The organism is Betaproteobacteria bacterium (assembly GCA_009377585.1).
In the GTDB taxonomy this organism is placed as follows: Bacteria; Pseudomonadota; Gammaproteobacteria; order Burkholderiales; family WYBJ01; genus WYBJ01.
This window is the reverse complement of the sequence record WHTS01000211.1, coordinates 1-5443: the sequence shown is the minus strand read 5'-3', so window position 1 is coordinate 5443 and position 5443 is coordinate 1. Positions and strand designations below refer to the sequence as shown.

General features: G+C 67.1%; 4 protein-coding genes. 3 read left to right on the top strand and 1 reads right to left on the bottom strand.

All coding sequences use genetic code 11. The features are described from left to right. Nucleotides 1-122: 122 nt before the first annotated feature. A complete protein-coding gene (rpiA, locus tag GEV05_30320; GenBank protein MPZ47578.1) occupies nt 123-788 on the bottom strand; it encodes a ribose-5-phosphate isomerase RpiA in 666 nt (221 codons plus the stop codon). 110 nt (nt 789-898) lie between these two features. Between rpiA and ilvA the strand changes: the two genes are divergently transcribed. The 3 genes from ilvA to GEV05_30305 are packed head-to-tail and all read left to right on the top strand — an operon-like array spanning nt 899 to nt 5295. Continuing rightward, a complete protein-coding gene (gene ilvA / locus GEV05_30315) occupies nt 899-2413 on the top strand; it encodes a threonine ammonia-lyase, biosynthetic (protein ID MPZ47577.1) in 1515 nt (504 codons plus the stop codon). Further along, nucleotides 2373-4334: a transglycosylase SLT domain-containing protein gene (locus GEV05_30310; protein MPZ47576.1), complete on the top strand. Its 1962-nt coding sequence runs from the start codon at nt 2373-2375 to the stop codon at nt 4332-4334. The genes ilvA and GEV05_30310 overlap by 41 nt, the downstream gene beginning before the upstream one ends. 10 nt (nt 4335-4344) lie before the next feature. Next, entirely contained in the window at nt 4345-5295 is a 951-nt protein-coding gene (locus GEV05_30305; GenBank protein ID MPZ47575.1) for an NAD-dependent epimerase/dehydratase family protein, read from the top strand. Nucleotides 5296-5443: the final 148 nt, after the last annotated feature.

The following is a 5443-nucleotide window of genomic DNA, read 5'->3' as shown; positions in this document are numbered from 1 at the left end:
CCCCTCCTCGACGAGGAGGGGAGATCCAAGGCATTCCCCTCCTCGTCGAGGAGGGGCTGGACGCGCGAGTCGCGCGGACGGGGTGGTCCGGAACGCGGCAAGTCCGGAAGACTGCGCCATCGCTAGGCTTCGCGCTCGTAAACGCGCACGCCCTCCTGCGTGCCGAGCAGCAGCAAATCCGCCGGACGCCGCGCGAACAGACCATTGGCCACGACCCCGGCGATCTGGTTCAACTCGGATTCCAAGCGCGCCGGCTCTGCGATCTCGAGCCCATACACGTCCAGGATCAGGTTGCCGTTATCGGTGACGAAGCTGGCCCGGAGCCGAGGCTCGCCGCCGAACTTGGCGATCTCGCGTGCGACGTAGGCGTGCGCCATCGGGATGACCTCGATCGGGAGCGGAAAACGGCCGAGCTTTTGCACGCGCTTGGATTCGTCGGCGATGCAGACGAAGCGGCGGGCGACCGCGGCGACGATCTTTTCGCGGGTGAGCGCGCCGCCGCCGCCCTTGATCATCGCCAGGCTCGCGTCGATCTCGTCGGCCCCGTCGACGTAGAGCGGAAGCTCGTCGACTTCATTGAGATCGAGCACCGCGATGCCGGCCTTGCGCAGCCGCTGCGCGCTCGCCTGGGAGCTCGCCACCGCCGCCCGGATCCGCTCCTTGCGCGCAGCTAGCGCATCGATGAAGCAGTTGGCCGTCGAGCCGGTGCCCACGCCGACGATCGCATCGTCCGGTACTTCCCTCACGGCAGCAGCGGCCACCGCCTGCTTCAGTTCGTCCTGGGTCATGGCTGCCGCGCTTCGCTGACGACGATCAGCGGCAAGAATAGCGATCGCTTCCGCTTTTCACAATCGCCGCATTCCTGCTAACCTCGATTCGGCCCGAGCTGCTTCCCCCGATGACCAACAACTACCTCGAACGGATTCTCACCGCTCGCGTCTACGACGTGGCCGAAGAATCCCCGCTGGAGCTTGCGCCCGGGCTGTCCGCGCGCCTCGGCAGCCGGCTGCTCATCAAACGCGAGGATATGCAGCAGGTATTTTCCTTCAAGCTGCGCGGCGCCTATAACAAGATGGTGCGCCTGAAGCCGGCGGCGCTCGAGCGCGGCGTCATCGCGGCCTCGGCCGGAAACCATGCCCAGGGCGTCGCGCTGGCGGCGCGCAAGCTCGGCTGCAGGGCGCTCGTCGTCATGCCGGTCACCACGCCGCAGATCAAGGTGCAGGCGGTGCAGGAGCGCGGCGCGCAGGTCGTCCTGCACGGCGACACCTACGACGCAGCCTACGAGCACTCGATGCAACTCGCGCGCGCGAACCGGCTCACGTTCGTGCATCCCTACGACGACCCGGACGTGATCGCGGGACAGGGCACGATCGGCATGGAGATCCTGCGCCAGCACGCGGGACCGCTGGATGCGATCTTCGTGCCCATCGGTGGCGGCGGGCTCATCTCGGGCATCGCGGCCTATGTGAAGCGGCTGCGCCCGCAGGTGCGCGTGATCGGTGTCGAGCCGATGGACGCCGACGCGATGCACCGATCGCTCAAGGCCGGGCGCCGGGTGAAGCTTGCTCAGGTCGGATTGTTCGCTGATGGCGTCGCCGTACGCAATGTAGGCCGCGAAACATTCCGCCTTTGCCGGCAGCTCGTCGACGAAGTGGTGCTGGTCGATACGGACGAGATCTGTGCCGCCATCAAGGACGTTTTCCAGGACACGCGCTCGATTCTCGAGCCGGCCGGGGCCTTGTCGATCGCGGGCGCGAAACGCTACGTCGAGCGCAAGGCGGCGCGCAACGAAACGCTGGTCGCGGTGGCCTCCGGTGCCAACATGAACTTCGATCGCCTGCGCTTCGTGGCCGAGGCCGCGGAGCTCGGCGAGCACCGGGAAGCGCTTCTGTCCGTCACGATTCCGGAGCGGCCGGGCAGCTTCCGCGATTTCTGCGCGCGCATCGGCATGCGCAGCATCACCGAGTTCAATTATCGCTACGCCGATCCCGGCAGCGCGCACGTGTTCGTGGGGGTTCAGGTTCGCGACCGCACCGAGACCGGCAAGCTGGTCGCCGAGCTGCGACGCAGCGGACTGACCACGCTCGACCTCTCCGACAACGAGCTGGCGAAGCTGCACATCCGCCACACGGTCGGTGGTCATGCGCCGGCCGAGGTAAACGACGAGATTGTGTACCGGTTCGAGTTTCCTGAACGGCCCGGTGCGTTGATGAAGTTCCTGAGCGCAATGAGCGGGGGCTGGAACATCAGCCTCTTTCACTACCGCAATCAGGGCGCGGACTACGGCCGCGTGCTGGTCGGCATGCAGGTTCCACGCAAGGACCAGGCGGCGTTTCGACGCTTCCTGCAACATCTGGGGTATCGTTATTGGGATGAAAGCCGCAACCCGGCGTATCGGCTTTTTCTGCGCTGAGCACATCGCCCGGCGATCGGGCGTGTGCTGCTGGATCCTCGCCGCCGCACTGATGCTTGCGGCCGCGCCGGCACGGGCGCAGAGCGACGACGACTTCATGGCGGCGCGCGAAGCGTTCCGCACGGGCAATCGGGCGCGCCTGGATGCGCTTGCCCCGCGACTACGCGAACACGTGCTCTATCCCTACGTGGCCTACTATCGCATGCGCCAGCGAATCGATGAAACGCCGGCCGAGGACGTGCGCGACATGATGGCGCAGCTCGCCGACGGTCCGCTCGCTGACCGCCTGCGCAACGACTGGCTCAAGTCGGTTGCCAGGCGTGGCCTGTGGGAGGTGTTCGATCTCGATCGAGCAGGCTTGCGCACCGAAGACACCGAAGTGACCTGCTACGCGCTACAGCGCGCGGTGCGCCTCGGCGATGCGGGTGCGCTGCAAGCCGTGCGCGCGCATTGGCTGTCGAGTCGTCGCGCGGTGCCCGAGTCGTGCAACACCGTGTACGAGAGCGCGATGGCCGCCGGGGCGATCGATGCGGACGATGTCTGGGCGCGCATCCGGCTCGCCTTGCAGCACGGCCAGGTGAGCCTCGCCAAGAGCCTGGACCGGCACTTGCCGGGACGCCAGGGACTCAACTCGAAGCAGCTGGATGCGGCGGCGGCCAATCCCCGCAAGTACCTCGAGCGCAGGGGCGAGGTGCCCAAAGCGCACGGCGCCCGCGAGATCTTCCTGTTCGCGATCCAGCGGCTCGCCCGCGCTTCCCCGCAAGAAGGGGCGACGCGGTTTCGCACGTTCGCGTCCGATCTTCGACGGGAAGATCGGGAATATATCTGGGGCCGGATCGCCTATTACGGGGCGTTGTTTCACGATCCCGAAGCGCTCGTTTGGTTTGCGCGCGCGGGCCGGCTGGACGACAACCAGCTGGCGTGGCGGGCACGCGCTGCGTTGCGCGCGCGAGAGTGGACCGAGCTCATCGCCTCGGTCGACGCCATGAGCGAGGCCGGGCAGGCGGAGCCCGAGTGGCGCTACTGGAAAGCGCGCGCGCTCGCTGTCCAGGGAAAGCACGCCGAGGCGAATGCCTTGCTCGCGCCGCTGTCCACCGAGCATCAGTTCTACGGGCTGCTCGCGGCCGAGGAACTGGGCGAGACCATCGGTGCGCCGAGCGAAGCCTACCGGCCCTCGGAGGCCGACATCCAGGCGATCGCGGCCACGGGCGCCATCCGCCGCGCGCTTGCCTTCTATCGGCTCAGTCTTCGGTTCCAAGGCAACCGCGAATGGCTATGGGCCATCGGCGACTTCGACGATCGGCAATTGCTCGCTGCCGCGGAATATGCGCGTCGCAACGAGCTGTGGGATCGCGCCATCAATACGGCCGAGCGCACCCGCAGCTTGCACGATTTCGGCCTGCGCTACCTCGCCCCTTACCGCGAACAATTTCATGCCTATGCCACCGAACACGCCCTGGACGAGGCCTGGGTGTTCGGGGTCGTACGCCAGGAAAGCCGCTTCATCGCCGATGCGCGCTCCAGCGCCGGGGCGATGGGCCTCATGCAGCTGATGCCCGCCACGGCGCGCTGGGTTGCGGGCAAGCTCGGCCTGAAGGGGTTCCGCCAAGCGGTCGTCACCGACCTGGACACCAACATTTCGCTCGGCACATACTACCTGCGGCACGTGCTCGACGAGCTCGATAACCATCCCGTGCTGGCCTCGGCCGGCTACAACGCAGGTCCCGGCCGCGCGCGCGCATGGCGCTCCGACGGTTCCATGGAAGCTGCGGTCTACACCGAGACCATCCCGTTCAACGAGACCCGCGACTACGTGAAGAAAGTGATGACCAATGCAGCCTACTACGCGCGCGTGTTCGGGCGTGGCGTCGTTTCCCTGAAGGAACGACTGGGCATCATTCCGCCACGGCACGATCGCTGAGGAAGCGAACATGCAGATCGGGCAGGTAACCCTCATCGGGGGTTCGGGCTTCGTAGGGCGGCACATCGCGGAGGTGCTGTGCGCGCGCGGCATCCACGTCGTCGTTCCCACCCGCAATCGCGAGCGCGCCAAGCGCGAGCTGATCGTGTTGCCGACCGCGGACGTGGTCCGTGCCGACGTGCATTCGCCCGCGGATCTCGACCGGGTGGTCGCGGGCGCGGATGCGGTCGTCAACCTGGTCGGGATATTGCAACCCTCCGGACGGAACAGTTTCGAGCGTGTCCACGTCGAGCTGCCGGGGAAGATCGTGGCGGCTTGCCGCCGCGCCGGTGTGAAGCGGCTGCTGCACATGAGCGCGCTCGGCGCCGCTGCCAACGCGCCCAGCGCATACCAACGCAGCAAGGCCGAGGGCGAAGCGCGCGTGCTGCAGGCGGCAGGCGACGCGCTCGCCGTCACGGTGTTCAGGCCGTCGGTGATCTTCGGTTCGGGCGACAGCCTGCTAAACCTGTTCGCGCGCATGCAGCGCGTCCTGCCGATCGTGCTGCTCGGCTCGCCGCAAGCGAAGTTCCAGCCGGTGTGGGTGGAGGACGTGGCGCGCGCATACGCCGCTGCCCTGGAGGAATGCGGCACCTTCGGCCAGCGCTACGAGCTGTGCGGACCGAGCGTCCATACGCTGCGCGAGCTGGTCGCGCTTGCCGGGCGGCTGAGCGGCCACCCGCGCCCGATCATCGGGCTCGGCAAGACGTTGTCCTACCTGCAGGCGCTCGCGCTCGAATTCTCGCCGCTAAAAATCCTCACGCGCGACAACTTGCGCTCCATGTCGGTCGACAATGTATGCGGCTGCGCCTGGCCCGGAATCTTCGGCTTCGCGCCGTCGCCGCTCGAGGTGATCGCACCGTTCTATCTCTCGCACGCGGTTGCGCGCCGATTCGACAACTTCCGGGCGCGCGCCGGGCGTTAGCATAGGTTCCGGCGACCGATGAGGCGCGGGTGCGAAACGGTAAACACCGCACCACCCCGTCGGCTGCGCCGACACCCCTCCTCGTGAGCAGTATTAGCCCCGCAGGCGGGCAGGCGCGGTTAAGAAACCTGGTTGGGTTTCTTGAGAG